Consider the following 17,021-nt stretch of genomic DNA (forward strand, 5'->3'; position numbering starts at 1 on the left):
ATGGTATGTGCATGAATAATTTATCAGCTTTGGTTACAGAGATGCGGAATGAGCATTCGATGACAATTGATACGATGTCGACTGCGGAAATCTTATCGGTCATCAATCAAGAGGATATGAAGGTTGCCCAGCAGGTTCAGGAGGTTTTACCTCAGGTTGAACAGGCGGTTGAGAAAATCTATCAATCACTTAAGCGAGGCGGTAGATTATTTTACGTTGGAGCAGGTACAAGTGGCCGACTAGGAATCCTAGATGCAGTTGAATGTCCTCCTACCTTTAGCACCCCTCCAGATTTGATTCAGGCTGTTATAGCCGGTGGTTTTAATGCATTTGAACAGGCAGTTGAGGGTGCAGAGGATAGTGAGGAACTAGGTGCAAGTGATTTAAAGAACCGGGGTCTAACCGAATTGGATGTTGTAGTAGGTATTGCTGCAAGTGGGCGTACACCTTATGTTCTTGGAGCACTTAATTATGCTAGAAAAAACGGTGCTGCGACAATTAGTCTTACAAGTAATAAAAATGCTACCATTAGTCAAGCTGCAGAGGTCAATATAGAGGTTGAAACAGGTCCAGAAGTTATTACTGGATCTACTAGAATGAAGGCTGCTACTGCACATAAACTTATTTTGAACATGCTAACGACAACAACGATGATTAAAATTGGTAAGGTTTATGAAAATCTGATGGTCGATGTAAAAGTAAGTAATTATAAACTAAAGGAACGTGCGATTAATATTGTATCGACCATTACGGGGGTATCCTATGAAAGTGCTAAGGATACATTAGACGAGACAAATCAGGAGGTTAAGCCCGCGATTGTTATGCTTAAAGCGAATATCACCTTTGAGGAAGCAAAAAAAGCTATATATGAGGCAAATGGCTACGTTAGAAAGGCAATAGAACTTGCAACTAAAGGGAGAGATTAGTATGGTAACTTATAGAAGCTATCAATCTGGTGATGAAGTTGAAATCGTCAATCTGTGGAATAGCTGCTTACCGAAGGATCCGATTACAGCTTCTAGATTTCGAAATCTTGTATTACTAGATGCCAATTTTGATCCCAATGGACTACTGTTAGCTTTTGATGAGGCAAAATTAGTTGGCTGCATGTATGGCGTTCGAAGATTATTACCAATGATAGGAACGGAGCTTGAGGAAGAGAGTGGTTGGATTACATTTTTCTTTGTAGATGCTAATTATCAAAGAAAAGGAATTGGATCTGAATTATTGAATCAGGTGATCCAATTTTTCCAAGCAGCTAACCGAAAACAGCTACTTTTTGCTTCCTATGCTCCTAACTATATTTTGCCAGGGCTTGATAAAAATGTTTATCCAGAAGCCTTTCGTTTTTTACAAAAGTATGGATTTCAGACTTTATATTCACCTGTGGCAATGGACAGGAGTTTAATAGATTTCCATAAAACAGATGAAATTAAGCAATTAAAAATGGAACGAGAAGCGGAAGGGTATACGATAACGACTGCTAATAATGGGGACTTATACGAGGTTATACAATTTGCCACTACAATCTTCAATCCAGATTGGGGAAGAGCTATTCGAGAGGGTATCCTTCAGGTTTTACCGCTAGAGCGTATATTAATTGCCAGGCACCATGGAAAATTGGTAGGATTTTGTTTATATGGAGGATATGAGGGAATAGCAGAAAGATTTGGTCCCTTTGGTGTTGATCCGAATCAACAGGGAAAGGGACTTGGTAAGTTGTTACTTCATGAGTGCTTGTTCCATATGAAAGCAGAGGGGCTTCATAATGCTTGGTTCTTGTGGACAGGTGAGAAGAGCACTGCTGGACATTTATATGTAAAAACTGGTTTTCAAATAACCCGAAAATTTCACGTCATGAAAAAGGATATTTGAACCTGATAGAAAGAGGTTTGAAATTGTATGTCTTATATGACTGGTGGTCTAACCATGCTAACGGAAATGTTACCATTGTTACCTCCCTCCGAGAAAAAAATTGCAACTTATATTATTAAACAGCCAGAAGAAGCGATAAAGCTTACAGCACAGGAGCTTGGTAAACGAAGCGATACAAGTGGTGCTGCAGTTATTCGATTGTGTAAATCACTGGATCTTAAAGGTTTTCAGGATCTAAAATTTCGTATTGCTGGTGATTTACAAAAAACATCTGACGAAGGCTTTCGTGATATTAAACCAAATGAAGGACTAAAGTCAATCATTGATAAAATGACCTCTAATACCATTCAAACCATTCGTGAAACTGCCGAATTGTTACATATTGAAGAGGTAGAAAAGGCTGTTCAACTGCTTCTCCATGCCAAGAAAATCCATTTTGTTGGAGTGGGCGCCTCTGGAATCATTGCAAAGGATGCACAGCAGAAGTTTTTACGTATTAATAAGACCGTCTATGCTTTTTCTGATATTCATATGGCGGCCACACTTGTGGCAAATGGTGATGAGGATGATGTCGTTGTTGGGATCTCCTTTTCTGGGGAAACACCTGAGGTTGCGAAAATTCTAGAGCTTGCAAAGCAGAAAAACATGAAGACAATCAGTATTACGAAATATGGAAGCTCCAAAGTAACAGAACAGTCAGATATTCGACTGTATACATCTGCAACAAAGGAGCCGACTTTTCGAAGTGGTGCTACCCTTTCTCGTATTGGACAATTACAGGTGATTGATATTCTTTTCATGCGTGTGGCAACATTGAAATATGATGAGACTGTAACATATATTGATGTAACAAGAGACGCTATTAACTTTATAAGTAATAAAGGAAAGAAAAAGTAATATATAGAAAGCTAACTCTAGAAGGGTTGGCTTATTCTTGTTAGGACAACTGGAGGGAATCGTTATGAAATTTATGCCTTGGCAAAAAGAAAGATTAGAAGAGCTTGTTGCGTTATGGAATCAAGAATTACAGGAAAGATTTCCAATGCGCTTCGAACTATTTCAGCAAAACAGCTTTTTAGATAAAAACATTTCCTATGAAGGATCAAGAATGGTAGTAAACGAAAATGATAAAGTTGTTGGCTTTATTGTGGCAAAGCATTTTAAAGAAAATACTCCCATAAAATTGGGAGATGGAGTTGGCTGGATACAAACGATGTTAGTTGATTCTAATTACCGTAACCAGGGAATCGGTACACAGCTATTACAGCATGCAGAGTCAATTTTACAACAAGAGGGTGTAAAGGAAATACTGTTGGGTAGAGATCCCTATCATTATTTTCCTGGAGTCCCAAGTGAAGATAAAGAGACAGCTCGTTGGTTTGAGAAACGTGGCTATCTACATCTAACAACGGAAACAGATCTAAGTAGAAGCTATGAGGTACAAGAACCTATTGATTGGCCGGTAATACCGAATGTTGAATTTTCTATCTTACAAGAGACAGAGAAAGAAGAATTTCTGGCATTTTTACATCGTTGCTTCCCAGGAAGATGGGAATATGAAGCGGTTCATTACTTCCAAAAAGGCGGGACAGGACGAGAATTTGTTGTCCTAAAGGAGAATGACGTAATCATCGGATTTTGTCGTGTTAATGATGGTAATTCACCGATCATAATGGGAAATATTAACTGGTCACCATTGTTTAATGGGTCATATGGAGGTATTGGGCCACTTGGTGTGGATGCTGAAAAACGTAAAAATGGTTATGGACTTGCGGTAGTTAAGGCTGGAATTGCTACTCTTCGTGAACGTGGCATTACTCGAATCGTTATTGACTGGACAGGATTAGTGGATTTCTACCGAAAACTTGGCTTTGAAAGCTGGAAGAGCTATGAAGGCTATAAAAAGGAGCTATAATCATGCGAGAAAAAGTATTGGGGTTTTTACAGCAAGAGATTGAATTGGAGCATATACCTGGGGCTGTGATTCATGTCTCCCATCAAGGAAAGGTACTGATGCAGGAAGCAATCGGTAATCGAGTTGTATACCCAGAAGTAGCACCAATGCAGCTTGATACGGTATTTGATTTAGCATCACTAACAAAGGTCGTTTCGACATTGCCCGCTATACTCAAGCTTTTAGATGCTGGCTTGATTCGATTAGATGACAGTGTATCCTTCTTTTTACCTGAATTCGGAAATGAGGGAAAAGAAGATATTACGTTAAGACATTTATTAACCCATACATCAGGTCTACCATCTCATATTCCATATTTTTTGGAGAAATTGAATACTGAACAGATATTAGAGCGTATTTACGAACAACCATTAGAATTTAAGACAGGGGAAAAGGTAGTCTATAGTGATTTAGGACTAATAACTTTATATAAAATAGTAGAAATCGTAACTGGAGAGCGTTTTGAAGAATATTTAAGTAGAGAAATTTTTAATCCTCTTGAAATGTATGAAACAAGCTATAAGCCAAGCTTTGAACATAATCGCTATGCAGCAACAGAATACAGTGAGGAGCTAAATGCATTCAAAGTAGGAATTGTTCATGACGAAAATACTGAATCAATGGGTGGCATCAGTGGCCATGCTGGACTTTTCTCAACAATTCATGACCTCGCTAAATATGCCCAGATGATTGAGAATCACGGCGTGTACAATGGAAAATGCATTCTATCGGAGTCGGGCTTACGTCTAGCTAGGAAAAACCATACCCCTTTTGATGATGAATACCGTGGTCTTGGCTGGCAATTAAAGAGCCCAATGTATTCTCCATGTGGTGATTATTTCTCGAATTCTACTTATGGCCATACTGGATTTACTGGCACAAGTATTTGGTTTGATCCAGAGATTGATTTACATGTGATATTATTGACGAATCGAGTGCATTTTGGAAGAAAACCTCCTATTCTAAGATTGAGACCGAGATTGCATAATTTGATACGATCGCATTTTTAGCGGGTGAACTATTGTAAGTTTCTTACAAAAAGAGAAGGTGGTTTTATGAAATCCACAAATAAATTCACAGACAAGGCTAAGGTATATGCAAAATATCGTCCTAATTACCCTATTAAATATATTGATTACTTAATTGCTGAAACAGGTATTAATGAGGAGTGTATAATTGCAGATATTGGCTCAGGGACTGGAATATTAAGTAGACAGCTTCTGGAAAGAGGATTTACTGTAATCGGAGTGGAACCAAATGATGATATGAGAACATTAGCGGAACAAGCTTTGAATTCGGATGACCGATTTATTTCCGTCAAGGCAACGGCCGAAAATACAACAATAAAAGACAATAGTGTAGATTTAATAACAGTAGCACAGGCATTTCATTGGTTCAATATGGAGCAGTTCAGATTGGAATGTCAGCGGATTTTAAAACAAGATGCGAAGGTAGCTCTTGTATGGAATAGTAGGGATGGGACAAGTGATATCAACAAGGAATGTGCTAATGTTTGCCAAAAGTACTGTCCCAATTTTAACGGTTTTAGTGGAGGAATGGAGGAAACTTCGATTGCATTTCAGCAATTCTTTAAAGATGGAAAATATTATTTTAAGCATTTTCGCAATGATTTGCAATTTAATTTAATTGGATTTTTGGGGAGGTATTTATCTGCTTCCTTTTCCCCGAAAAAGACCGACAAGGAGTATAAACCCTTCATTGCTGCATTAACAGAAGTATTTGAAAAGTATAGCGACAATGGGCAAATAGTTATTCCAACTAGTACAAAAAGCTATTTGGGTGAAGTGTAATTGTTTAGAGGTTGATTATATAAAAATACATTTCTGGAAATTAGTATAAAAATACAGTAAAAAAATATTTACAAGCTAAAGTGTATAGAGTTTTATTCATGGAACCTAATGGTAGGATTAGACGTACTACATAATACATATTCAATGGTGCAGAGGAGGAGAATTTTCTGAGTAGTATTGGAATACCAGGATTAGTACTAACGTTAATTCCTTTGCTAGTACCTATAGCACTCATTGTGTTTCTATTAATTTGGATTTACCAAATAAAAGTCAGCAATGACGTACAAGTGAAGCAAAACCAAAAAATAATTGATTTATTAGAGAAATTAAATCGGAAATAGAAACGAACATCGATTAAGGAGGGAAGTGTTGTGGATTTTGATTTTTTTTGGTTGGCATTAGGAATAGCTATTGCCGGATACTGTATAGGAGAAGGCTTGAAAAATTTCAAGAATCCTAATGCGAAAAATCCGATAGATTTTTTAGATGAAGATGACGAACATGAGTTAATTAAAGAAAATGAAGTACACTATTTCATGGGAATAGCAAAGGAAGATGCAAAATCACTAATAGAGGAATATCCAGATATCCCCCATATCGTTATTAACGAAAAAGTGTACTATCCAAAGGCAAAATTACGTCAATGGCTTTTAAGCTTGGGAGATGAGAAGTAATATTTACTAAATAAATTTGTTGTTATAACTAAATCAAAGTATAGTCTGAAAAAAGCATGAAGACTTGTTGTCTCATGCTTTTTTATGGAATATTGGTTTATGTTATTACTGATTTCATAAATCCCGTTCATCTTATATATGTTAATGGCTGCTAAGAAAATGTTTCAATATTGTATTAAACTCTTCATCATGCTCCCAAAACATCATATGCCCGCCTAGTACCTCCAGTTCTGTGTTTGGTGATATTTTTGATAGATATTCAATCGCCGATTGGGCCCAATGCTCTGCTACAGTCATTAAGGTTGGAATCTTTTTACTTGTCTCTTCTACTATCTGTCTGTAATCAGAAAACATACCAGATGCATATAGATTACTAGCTATGTAATAGGGGGTTCTCATGGATTGTTCAACAAGCCATCTAAGTTCCTTTTCAGACAAATTCTTTTGTACCATCACATCAGTAATGTAACTTGTAATAAAATCTCTATGGCCCTGTGGAGTTCTTAAATACGTGTTATAAAGAGAAGCGATATCATCAAGTGGACCCTCAACCCAATCATCTTGATTAATGGATAATGACTTCGGTGGCATATCAATCATTACTAGTGATTTTATGTCTTGTATTCCATTTTGCTTTATATATTCCCAAGCGGTGAGACAGCCAAATGACCATCCTACTAATGTTACATGATGAATATTTAAAAACTGTAAAATTTTAGCTAAATCATTTCCATGTGTAACATAATCATTTCCGTGTACAGTAATCGTTGATTTCCCATGGCTTCTGGGATCTATTACAACAACCTGATTCGTTTTGGAAAAATAGTTTACTTGTTTCTCAAAAACTTCCGTCGTAAAGGTGAACCCTGGAATGAAAACTAGTACATCACCTTCCCCAATAGTCTCTACGAACAATTCAACACCAGGATCTACTTCTACATATTTTCCAGGCATATGAATCCACCCCCAAATTTACTTTTTTACCATAGCATATTATGAATTCTAGCCATTCATTCCGATAGAAGTACATGAGGTAAAAGTATTTTTTCTGAAGCATGAATTCAAAAGCTGTACATATATTTCTAATAGAAAGATAGGTGGAAAGCAGTCATTCTTTTCTCTAGTTAATTGAATACATCTATCCACCTTGTTTTATGAATTTTGGATAAAGAGGGGGTTAATTGGTGAAGCATAAAAAACGATTATGGTTGATGTTGATGATGGCTGTCCTGTTGTTGGTAGTGGCAGCTTGTTCTAAGGATAAGGATTCTAGCTCAACTGTTGGCAAGAATGGTGAGATTGCCGGAGATTTGGAGATTCAATATTTTGTAGGTGGCTATGGTGATTCTTGGTGGAAGGAGGTCATAGCAGACTTTAAAAAAGTATATCCAGATGTTAATGTCATTGAACATGCCGGTCCCAATATTAACGAGGAGATGCGTTCAAGATGGGTATCCAATGATCCGCCTGATGTCGTCTATATTGATGGTGCCGGTTCTAGTGAAACACAAATGGTCGAGGACGGGCAGCTTATGAATATAACAGAATGGGTCAATGGAATTGAATTAGAGGGCGGAGATAAACTGATTGATAGTTTCATTGTTAAACCAGCCACCTATAATGGGGAAATCTATTCATTACCACTAGTTTTTGATACGTGGGGAACGTGGTATGATAAGGCGCTATTTGAAGAAAAGGGATATACTGTTCCTAAAAATTTTGATGAGTTTATAGATTCCATGAAAGAAATTAAAGATGGTGAGGGGATTGATCCGTTTGTGACGTCTGGTCAGCATCCGTATTATTTCTTGCGTGGCATGCTGTATCCTGCGTTTGCAGCAGCGGGTGGGGAAGAGCTATTAGAAGACGTAATTACTGGTAAGGAAGGTGCATGGTCCAGTGAACAAGTATTAGATATTATGAAACGGGTGCAAAAAATGGTAGATGAAGGAATGTTCGATTCCGGTCTAGGTGCGCTGAATCATACACAGTCACAGATGAATTTCCTTCTTCATGAAAATGCCTTTATCCCAGTGGGGTTCTGGCTACCAAATGAGATGAAAAATGATATTCCAGAAGGATTTGATTTCGGATTTATTCCGTCGCCTATGAATGCTACAGATGAAAAGTATGCTATTGTGCCAGATTTACGCCCACTTGCAATCGCGGAAGGGGCAGAAAATCCTGAAGCAGCCAAGGCTTTTGTTGCGTTTGTATTTACAAGGGAATATGCCAGTGCCTTCAGTGAGCATACTGGGGCCATCATGAACTTAACAGGAGTAGATTTGACGAAGAATGATAAGGTCCCAGAATATTTAATGAATGCGAATGCGATGATCAATGATCCGGATATTGTTCAAATTTATGAAAAGCCACATCCAATGAGTGCGGATCTCGAAACACCGATAGGTAATGCATTAGTTTCCTTAATGCTAGGAAACATGACTGCTGAAGAATTTGTAGTCGAAGCAGAGAAGGCTGCAGAGGAATACCGAGCCGGATTAAATTAAGGGATTATTTATAGGGGCGGTTCTAGGAATTGCCCCTGATAAAGAAATGAGTGATGGCATGGTACAGACTAAAAAACAAAAATATCTGTTTTTAGCGTTTTGTTTATTACCAACATTTATCTTATTTGCTGTTTTTACCTTGTATCCGTTGTTTAGTGGATTGTATTATTCGTTTTTCGATTGGTCAGGATCATCCAGTAAGAAAGAATTCATAGGATTTGCCAATTATGTGCAATTGTTTAAGGATTCCGTCATACCAGATACAATTATTCACGATTACTTCTTAGTCGTAACAAAAGTTATTGGAATCATGATTTTAGCCATCTTTTTTGCAGTAGCATTGACACAATTGAAAATAAAAGAAGCACCCTTCTACCGAATTGTGTTCTTCTTTCCAAATATTATGTCTGTTGTAGTAATTGGGATATTATGGACGTTTATTTTTAACCCTAATTTAGGACTAGTTAATTCTGGCTTAGAGGTTTTAGGCTTAGAGTCACTTGCAAAACCTTGGCTTGGTGATGAAAAATGGGCACTTCCAAGTATCATGGTACCAGCGATATGGGCTGGGATTGGACTATTTATGCTCATGCTTATGGGAGGTATTGCAAACATATCGAAAAGCTATTATGAAGCTGCAAGGATAGATGGGGCATCGGAATGGCAGCAATTTTGGAAAATAACATTACCACTTGTTTGGCCTCAAATAAAGGTTTCTATTCTGTATATTGTTATCACAACACTGAATGGATCGTTTATACTCGTACAGGTCATGACAGGTGGGGGACCAAATAACGCTACGCATGTAATGGGCTCGTACTTATATCAGCAAGCCTTTAAGCAATACAACTTCGGATATGGTGCAACTATTGGTGTTATGATTCTAATTCTATCATTGGTAACTGTTTTGCTATTACAATTTTTAATGCGACGGGAGAAGGTTGAGTATTAGCGAGTAGGAGATATTTACCCGTCATGTCGGTAGGGGGATATGTATGGAAAAAAGTGTAGGGCAATTTCTCGGAAGGACAGGTATTCGAATCCCATTAATCTTGTGGACGATTGCGGTATTGTATCCGATATTCTGGATGTTTTTAGGTTCATTTAAATCCAATGCAGAGATTTATCGTAATCCATGGGGATGGCCGGAAGTATTTAATTTTAATAATTTTTCCCAAGCATGGTCGAATTATAATATCGACACGAGTGTGTTTAATAGTTTATTTGTTACGGTAATTGGTGCTGTACTTACACTTGTCTTAGCTATACCGACCGCTTATGCGATTGAACGGATAAATTTTCGCGGTAGTAAGGTTCTGTTTACAATCTATATCTCAGCAATGATGATTCCAATGGTATTAGGCTGGATCCCTTTGTTTTTTTTACTATCTAAATTAAATCTATTGGATAGTATAATAGGGCTTTCGATTGTTTATGCAGTTAGTCAATTACCATTTAGTATTTTTGTTTTAACTAGCTTTATGAGTACTGTTCCAAAGTCACTAGAAGAAGCAGCTGCAATTGATGGGATGTCTCCTTATGGAATTCTATTTAAAGTAATTACACCACTAACGATGTCTGGAATTATTACAGTCTCCATCATGAATTGCATCCAATTTTGGAATGAATACTTCATGGCACTAATCTTTCTGCAAACAAAAGAAAATTACACACTGGCATTGGCAATTGACTACATCAGTAACGAAGCTCAATACACCAACGCCTGGGGAACACTATTCGCAAGCTTAGTCATCGCCATTCTCCCTGTGATCATCCTCTACATTATTTTCCAAAGACGCATCGCAAAAGGCATGACGGAAGGAGCCATTAAAGGGTGAGGCGGCTACTGCTACTCCCTATGTCAAAAGAAAAGTGAAAATAATAGTACTGAGCTGACAAAATTGTCATGGTAAATAGAAAATAACCTTACTTCTAGTCTCGTGCAACATATTCTCAGGTCAACCGCCCTTTATGCGGTTTATAATCTACCGAGTGGTTGCTGCCACTCGGTTTTTCTTATCTTATAGCATATAAGCAGTAATGATATAACCTTCTGATATAAAACTCCGCTAAATTATCTATTTTTACCCAACTGTTCATTCATAGAATCCACATTCCTCTTGTAATAAATAAAAAAACCTGTCCAATACAAAGAATACAGTACTGTAAATAGTAATATTCCAATTGCAACAGCCTTAAAGTTAAACGGGATCCAACCAACCGGAAGGGCAATTAAAATATATACGAAAATAGAGAGAGTATAATGGGTTATCGTTTTTCTTAATGGACTCCATTTTTCGGTTTCGAAAATATAGGAAGCTAACCCAAAATAAATCCCTAGTCCAAAGCTTGCTAGCATATGATTCCAAACCTCAGCAGCAGTTTCTTCAAAATGAGCAAACTTTATAATGGTAAGGGCAATAAATGTGGCGATTCCACCAAATGCAATCCCATATAACCCCCTTCGTAGGATTTCTTTAATCATTTAATTGTCCCCCCATCAATAACTTTTCCTTCACCTTAGCTACATAACTTCGCGTAATATATTCTTTATTTCCAGAATGAAAGTAAACACATAGATTTCCGTTAAAGGATAATTCGAATCGTTGTATCTGATTTAAATTACCGATCACCGATTTGGAGAATCGCATGTAATAATGGGGGATTAATATTTCTTCTACTTCATAAAGCTTCATTTTAAGTTCAATTTTCATTTCCTTGATTGCGGCAAAGACCTTTCTTTTTTCCGCATAGACATAATCAATATCTTTTGGATCAAGTAATACAGTTTGATCCTCAGCCACTCCAAACAATCGCTTTGGCTTTTGCTTCTTTAAAAGATTAATAAGTTCTTCTAATTCTTCAGACCAATTATTGGTTTTAATGGTAACGATCGTTTCTTCATGCTTCTCATCAATATCAATGTTTACCTTCATTCTATTCCCCCTAACAAGATATCCGGTTAACCACGAGCTTGCTTTAAAAATTTAGGGTAGCGTAATACAGCAAGTAAATAACCGCCACATCCAAAAGCCATAATGATAAGGACGGCTTGTAAGAAATCTTTATGAATTAATACTCCATTTAATGCATCCTGAAATGCTTGATGAGCCCAGTACTGTGGCAGAAAATGTGCTATCGTTTGCAGGAAATCAGGCATAAATTTAAGTGGAACCCAAAGACCTCCAAGCATTGCTCCACCAAGCCCAATCACCTGTGTAAGGGCAATACCCATATTTTCAGTTTTGACAAGCAATGCTAGTGAAAGCCCAAATCCTGTAGCAGTGAACGCTAAGGCTAGTGATAAGAAAAGGAGCAAGAAAGGTTGCTCTATTGGAATTTGGTAAACTAGTTTTCCGAATACTAGCAATATAACAATTTGAATCCATACTATAACCATATATGGAATCCATTTTCCAAGCAAATAGAATTTTGGAGTGATGGGTGTACTAGCAATTCTAGCTGTCATCCCTGTATCTTTATCTTTTAGAAATGTCGTAACCATGGAAATCATGATGAAAAATACAAACATTACTGCGTATCCTGGTATAATAGACATAATCACCTGTTGTTTAGTAGCTTCATCTGATCCTGATGTAAATATTGCAGTCGCTAGAATAATAAAAGCAATCGGTAAAATAAGCATCCAAAATAACAGACCATGATCCTGTAAATTTTTCTTCATTTCTAATAAAAACATAGCTCTCATTAAGACACCCCTCCTATCTTTGAACTCTCCTTAGAGGAGGAATGTACTCCCTCTCTTAGCTCACTTCCGGTTAACGTGAAAAAAACATCTTCTAATCGAGGCTTTACAAGCTCAAGTCTCTCTAGCTCGCTTGTGTTTGCCTGGTACATCAATAAGATTTGTTTCATGACAGCAATTGGCATTTCGGTCTTGATTAAGAATCCTTGCCTATATGCAGAGATTTGGCCGAGTTTATCTAATGCTGTTACTTGGAGATTCTTTGCTTTTACAAAAACTGATGGGGTAGTATATTTTTGGATCAAGGTGGAAATATCCCCCTGTTCAACAATTTTTCCACAATCTAAAAAGGCAACCTTGTTACAAAGCTGTTCCACCTCTTCCATATAGTGTGTAGCATAGATGATCGTACAACCTGTCTCCTGTAGGTGTCGAATCATTTCGAAAATATGCCTTCGAGATTGTGGATCTATCCCAACAGTGGGTTCATCCATAATAATAAGCTTTGGTTGGTGCATTAGTGCACATCCAATATTCAATCTTCTTTTCATTCCCCCAGAGAAATGCAACACTTTATTCTTAGCATGACTAGATAAGCCAATTTCTTCTAACACTTCCGTCGCTCTTTTCTTAAGTTGTCTTCCGATTAGTCCATACAGTTTTCCGAAGAAACAAAGATTACTATAAGCTGATATGCTTTGTTCCAAGCAGATTTCTTGAGGAACATATCCAAGTACTTTCTTTTGGAAAGTACTCTTAGTATTATTCAGCTGAACCTTGCCTTGATAATCTTGAATGATAGAGGCAAGAATCTTTAGTAAAGTAGATTTTCCAGCACCATTAGGTCCAACCAGTCCAATGCAGCTACCTGATGGAATGTCTAAAGATATATGCTCCAGTACCAACTTATTCCTATAATATTTTGTTACATCATGAATCACTAACAATAAAATCACCGCCTTTTTATTTCATTATGGCAGTGAATAACTACCCTTTAAGATAAAAGGAATGATATGTCGTTAATATGGAATAAAATAACGGAAGTAATGTATGAAGTGGATTACTAAATGGGGATATAATAATGTAAGTGAAGGCAGATCTCATAACTCTTTTGACACACAAATAAGGCATGATGAATAGCTATTCATCATGCCCGTCTACTTATAACTTTTTTCGTAATTAATATTGAAAGAAAGTAAGTTATGCAGAATTTTTACTCGTGAATATTTACAATTAAAGCTTAAACTGGTGAATCAAATCGTTTAGCTCTTCAGCAGATTTAGCAAGGTGATCAGAGCTACTTGCTACTTCCTCCATAGAGCTAGAGGTTTGCTCTGATGTAGCAGATACTTGTTCAACACCTGCAGCCGCTTCCTCTGAAATAGCAGCAATTTCTTGTACAGCACCATTCATTTCTTGTGTACCTGTAGCAACTGTAGTTAGAGCTTCTGAAATTTCTTGTATATGATGAACCATCTCATTGATAGCTTTTTGTATTTCATTAAAAGTTTCAGCAGTCATTTTTATTTGGTTTGTACCTTTTTCTACCTCATTATACCCATCTTGTAAAGCTATTGTTACGGAATTTGATTCCATCTTAATATCCTCAACAATATCAGTTATATTGGAAACGGAGTTGGATACTTGTTCTGCTAATCTTCTAACCTCATCAGCAACAACAGCAAATCCCTTTCCATGTTCTCCGGCTCTTGCAGCTTCAATTGCGGCATTTAATGCAAGTAGATTTGTTTGTTCAGCTATATCATTTATAAGAGAGACTAAATTAGATATTTTTTGAGATTGTTTATTTAATGATCCTACCTTTTGAACGGTATCTTGGAAAACCTTGTTAATTTTAACCATTTCTTCAGAGGACATTTTCATTAAATTACTACCTTTATCTGTCAAGTTGAGAACGGTCTTGGATGAGAGGTTAATTCGTTCTCCTCTTTCATCCGCAGTTTGTACCCTATTAGCAAATGTACTCATAACATTGGAGAGCTCGCTAGTCTGATTTGCCTGTGATTCTGCTCCTAAGGATAATTCGTGCATGGTTGTGGCAATCTGCTCAGAACCTGCTTTTACTTCATTCGCTGATTGAGTCAATTCTTCACTTTGTGTACTTACCGTATCCGACACCAAGCTAATCTTATAAAGTAAATCTCGTATCGAATGATTCATTTTGTTTATCGATTGAACCAACTGACCAATTTCATCGTTAGATTTAGTTTGTAGTTCCTCTTGACTTAAGTCGCCAGATGCCAGTAATTTCATGCGTTCTGTAATATGAGGTATTGCCTTAAGCATTTGTTTTATTAGGATAAATACTACAATCATTAAAATAACGCATGCTATTCCGAATAGCATTACCATAGTTATCGTGTAGGAATGAAGAATATCCAAGGCATTCTTTTCAGGAATTGACGTTCCAACTGACCATCCAGTTGTAGATACTGGTGCATATCCTATATATTCCTGTTGGTTATTGACCTCACTTAAACGTAGCCCTTTTTCGCCTTCAATCATTTGAGTACCTATTTCCCCTAAGTCCCCTGACATATTTTGCAGCTCTTCTTGTAATATTAACTCTTTGTTTGGGTGATAAAGAATGGTACCATCACTTGATAATAAAAAGGAATAGCCGCCTTCTCCTAATTTATATGATTGCATTGTCTCTGGAAGTCCATCTAGAAATATATCGATTGCCACAATGCCGATAGGTTGATTATCTACTTTAATAGGTTGCATCACACTTAAAATTATTTTGCCAAATACTTCATCCATATACGGTTCGGTGAAGTACACATCATCTTTAGCTAAAGCAGGTTCATACCATGGACGACTAGCAATATCGAAGCTAGGGTCAGATAATACATTGTTACTTCCAATCAAATAATTTCCTTTATTACTGGCTACCCAAGCCATTGCAATGGAATCGTTATTTTTCACTATTTCATCAAGTGTTTTCGACACATCATCAAAGTATGAATTGTCTTTTACGTCATCTCTTGATTTTGCAGTATCTAATAATCTGATTACTTCTTGATTTGTAGCAAACTGCTTAATTATAGCCCCTTTTTCCGCAAAAAGGCTATCAACTTGGGCTGCAATCGCTTCACTCTTCGTTGATAGTTCTGTTTCTACGTTATTTACTAACAATGATCTCGTATACGAAAAAATTATCGATCCTGTAATAGAAAAAATAACGACGATCATCATCAGCAATATGAAAGCTACCTTCATCGAGATACTATTTCGAATCCTACCAAATCCTTTTGTATTACTATCCCTACCTTTTTCCATCATTTTCACCTCGTTGTTTTCCCCTGTTGAACATTTTTCATCTTTCTCCCATTAAGGTCACTTTTGGTTTATCGGCTAAATTAACATATTTTTGAATGATATTAAAAAAAATAGAGCTAATATATTGAGATACCATTAGTTACCTCCTACATTCAATTATTTGAAATAGTTAACGAATTAATTGAATATTTTTAAAAATATACTGTAAAAATTTTTATAACATGTTACATTACGAAATGTAACAACAAATATCAATAAAGAAGGGAAGAAACAGTCGTATGAAGTTTAGAGAAGAAGTCATTCCAAACCATCGAATAGCTTATATGCGGAGAGTTGGTCCATATGGTCCAGCAAATAGCGAGGTAATGGAGCGTTTGAAAAAGTGGGCGAAGGAGAAAGGTCTTTTTAAATCCGCAGCAATACTAGCAATCTCACAAGATGATCCGAAAACAACAAAACCTGAACATTGTAGATTTGATGCTTGTATTGTCCTTCCAGACAATTATCAACTAGACGATTCAATCCATGAGGGGGAACTCTCTGGAGGGAAATATCTTATTTTTGAAGTGGAACATACAGATAAAGCGATTCAAGAAGCATACACTAAGATTTTTCCAATTTTATTTAGTAATGGCTATCAGTTAGAAAACAAACCGATTATAGAAAGATACATTGCTGAAGTGACCGATAACCCTTTTAGCGAAATATGTGTACCGATTAAACCCTAGTGATTTGATTACTCTATTTTCCCATATAAAAAATAATAAAATAAATATAAAAAAACTATTGAATAGCATGCCCAATCGTGCTATATTTTTTTTAGCATTGTAATAAAATCTATTTGAATAGATATGGAGCTTTGCAAATTTTTCATGTCTGATAATAGTAATGCATACATTATTGGGGAAAGGATAGTAGCTTTTATAAAAAATTAGTTGTTGATTTTTGGTAATGTTGAATAGATTCACCGAACAGTACGCACCCAACGGGGAAGGAAAAATCGCGTGGCGATGCCTTTACCTGGTAGAGAAGGGTGTATTTTTAATGCCAAAAATTATGACTGATTGTCATTCTTTCTCTAATAAACGATGAAAAATGTCAAAAAACAGTACTTTTTTCCTCTGTTTTTGAATAGCAAAACACAGCAAGGAAAAAGTAATGATTACGCAATGCTTCAAAATTGCAGGC

At 36.6% G+C, this 17,021-nt stretch carries 17 protein-coding genes; 11 read left to right on the top strand and 6 right to left on the bottom strand.

All coding sequences use genetic code 11. The annotated features are described in order from the left end of the window. Window positions 1-5 precede the first annotated feature (5 nt). The 7 genes from murQ to HNR27_RS02365 all read left to right on the top strand — a co-directional run bounded on the left by murQ (window position 6) and on the right by HNR27_RS02365 (window position 6,314). Complete coding sequence (gene murQ / locus HNR27_RS02335) at window positions 6-926, top strand: N-acetylmuramic acid 6-phosphate etherase (RefSeq protein WP_212919945.1); 921 nt, start codon at window positions 6-8, stop codon at window positions 924-926. 1 nt (window position 927) lies between these two features. Then, window positions 928-1,875: a GNAT family N-acetyltransferase gene (locus HNR27_RS02340; RefSeq protein ID WP_429338613.1), complete on the top strand. Its 948-nt coding sequence runs from the start codon at window positions 928-930 to the stop codon at window positions 1,873-1,875. Between the two features lie 27 nt (window positions 1,876-1,902). Beyond that, entirely contained in the window at window positions 1,903-2,772 is an 870-nt protein-coding gene (locus HNR27_RS02345) for a MurR/RpiR family transcriptional regulator (protein WP_212919943.1), read from the top strand. Between the two features lie 64 nt (window positions 2,773-2,836). Continuing rightward, entirely contained in the window at window positions 2,837-3,790 is a 954-nt protein-coding gene (locus HNR27_RS02350; RefSeq protein WP_212919942.1) for a GNAT family N-acetyltransferase, read from the top strand. 2 nt (window positions 3,791-3,792) lie between these two features. Then, the gene (locus HNR27_RS02355; protein WP_429338614.1) at window positions 3,793-4,839 is read left to right on the top strand and encodes a serine hydrolase domain-containing protein; all 1,047 of its coding nucleotides are present in this window, start codon (window positions 3,793-3,795) and stop codon (window positions 4,837-4,839) included. Between the two features lie 45 nt (window positions 4,840-4,884). Continuing rightward, a complete protein-coding gene (locus HNR27_RS02360) occupies window positions 4,885-5,640 on the top strand; it encodes a class I SAM-dependent methyltransferase (protein WP_429338615.1) in 756 nt (251 codons plus the stop codon). Between the two features lie 371 nt (window positions 5,641-6,011). Beyond that, complete coding sequence (locus tag HNR27_RS02365) at window positions 6,012-6,314, top strand: DNA-binding protein (protein WP_212919939.1); 303 nt, start codon at window positions 6,012-6,014, stop codon at window positions 6,312-6,314. A 141-nt stretch (window positions 6,315-6,455) separates the two neighbouring features. On the opposite strand, the gene HNR27_RS02370 is transcribed toward HNR27_RS02365, so the two are convergent. Next, the gene (locus HNR27_RS02370; RefSeq protein ID WP_429338616.1) at window positions 6,456-7,268 is read right to left on the bottom strand and encodes an alpha/beta fold hydrolase; all 813 of its coding nucleotides are present in this window, start codon (window positions 7,266-7,268) and stop codon (window positions 6,456-6,458) included. A 257-nt stretch (window positions 7,269-7,525) separates the two neighbouring features. Here HNR27_RS02370 and HNR27_RS02375 point away from each other — a divergent pair, with 257 nt between their 5' ends. From HNR27_RS02375 to HNR27_RS02385, 3 genes are read left to right on the top strand one after another with little or no spacing between them, the layout of a single operon-like run. Beyond that, window positions 7,526-8,824, top strand: coding sequence for an ABC transporter substrate-binding protein (locus HNR27_RS02375; RefSeq protein ID WP_429338830.1), 1,299 nt, complete (start codon window positions 7,526-7,528; stop codon window positions 8,822-8,824). 58 nt (window positions 8,825-8,882) lie between these two features. Beyond that, complete coding sequence (locus HNR27_RS02380) at window positions 8,883-9,776, top strand: carbohydrate ABC transporter permease (RefSeq protein ID WP_429338617.1); 894 nt, start codon at window positions 8,883-8,885, stop codon at window positions 9,774-9,776. Window positions 9,777-9,819: 43 nt separating this feature from the next. Then, a complete protein-coding gene (locus HNR27_RS02385; RefSeq protein ID WP_212919936.1) occupies window positions 9,820-10,662 on the top strand; it encodes a carbohydrate ABC transporter permease in 843 nt (280 codons plus the stop codon). Between the two features lie 236 nt (window positions 10,663-10,898). Here the strand turns inward: HNR27_RS02385 and HNR27_RS02390 are convergent, their stop codons facing one another. From HNR27_RS02390 to HNR27_RS02410, 5 genes are all read right to left on the bottom strand, one after another. Then, the gene (locus tag HNR27_RS02390; protein ID WP_429338618.1) at window positions 10,899-11,309 is read right to left on the bottom strand and encodes a DUF3021 domain-containing protein; all 411 of its coding nucleotides are present in this window, start codon (window positions 11,307-11,309) and stop codon (window positions 10,899-10,901) included. Continuing rightward, on the bottom strand, window positions 11,302-11,760 hold the full coding sequence (locus tag HNR27_RS02395) for a LytTR family DNA-binding domain-containing protein (RefSeq protein WP_212919934.1): 459 nt from the start codon (window positions 11,758-11,760) through the stop codon (window positions 11,302-11,304). The genes HNR27_RS02390 and HNR27_RS02395 overlap by 8 nt, the downstream gene beginning before the upstream one ends. Before the next feature lie 26 nt (window positions 11,761-11,786). Next, the gene (locus HNR27_RS02400) at window positions 11,787-12,533 is read right to left on the bottom strand and encodes an ABC transporter permease (protein ID WP_429338619.1); all 747 of its coding nucleotides are present in this window, start codon (window positions 12,531-12,533) and stop codon (window positions 11,787-11,789) included. After that, window positions 12,533-13,471, bottom strand: a complete 939-nt coding sequence (locus HNR27_RS02405) for an ABC transporter ATP-binding protein (RefSeq protein ID WP_429338831.1) — start codon at window positions 13,469-13,471, stop codon at window positions 12,533-12,535. The genes HNR27_RS02400 and HNR27_RS02405 overlap by 1 nt, the downstream gene beginning before the upstream one ends. A gap of 292 nt (window positions 13,472-13,763) precedes the next feature. After that, window positions 13,764-15,836 carry a methyl-accepting chemotaxis protein gene (locus HNR27_RS02410; RefSeq protein WP_429338832.1) on the bottom strand — a complete coding sequence of 691 codons (2,073 nt, stop codon included), beginning with the start codon at window positions 15,834-15,836 and terminating at the stop codon, window positions 13,764-13,766. A 275-nt stretch (window positions 15,837-16,111) separates the two neighbouring features. On the opposite strand from HNR27_RS02410, the gene HNR27_RS02415 reads away from it, so the two are divergent. Beyond that, entirely contained in the window at window positions 16,112-16,561 is a 450-nt protein-coding gene (locus HNR27_RS02415; protein WP_429338620.1) for an AraC family transcriptional regulator, read from the top strand. Window positions 16,562-17,021: the final 460 nt, after the last annotated feature.

It is taken from the genome of Ornithinibacillus bavariensis (assembly GCF_050433565.1).
Classification (GTDB): Bacteria; Bacillota; Bacilli; order Bacillales; family Amphibacillaceae; genus Ornithinibacillus; species Ornithinibacillus bavariensis.